The organism is Halomonas llamarensis, assembly GCF_023555005.1.
In the GTDB taxonomy this organism is placed as follows: domain Bacteria; phylum Pseudomonadota; class Gammaproteobacteria; order Pseudomonadales; family Halomonadaceae; genus Vreelandella; species Vreelandella llamarensis.
Genome location: NZ_JAMJPJ010000170.1, coordinates 1 through 245, shown reverse-complemented (window position 1 = coordinate 245; position 245 = coordinate 1). Strand labels below are relative to the sequence as shown.

Annotated in this window: 1 pseudogene; it reads right to left on the bottom strand. The window is 56.3% G+C overall.

The window, feature by feature from the left end:
• Positions 1-245: pseudogene (locus tag M8006_RS18070) on the bottom strand (hypothetical protein); the annotation flags it as partial.

Genomic DNA, 245 nt, shown 5'->3' with positions numbered 1-245 from the left:
GTTGGCGTCATGACGTAGCTTACCGATCTGATGTAATCCTAGCGCCACGACGCCCTGGAGATAGCGGGTTTTACTGTAATACCCGTCCGCCACCAGATAACGCACCTGGGGCGGTAGTGACGCACGGTCTTGCTGGAGGTGATGAAGATAGCCATCCACACGCGATTGTTCACGCTCGGGACGATCCATCGTTTGTCGCGTGGACAGGTGATACGCCGTATTTTCCGTCACGTTCACCACGGCCA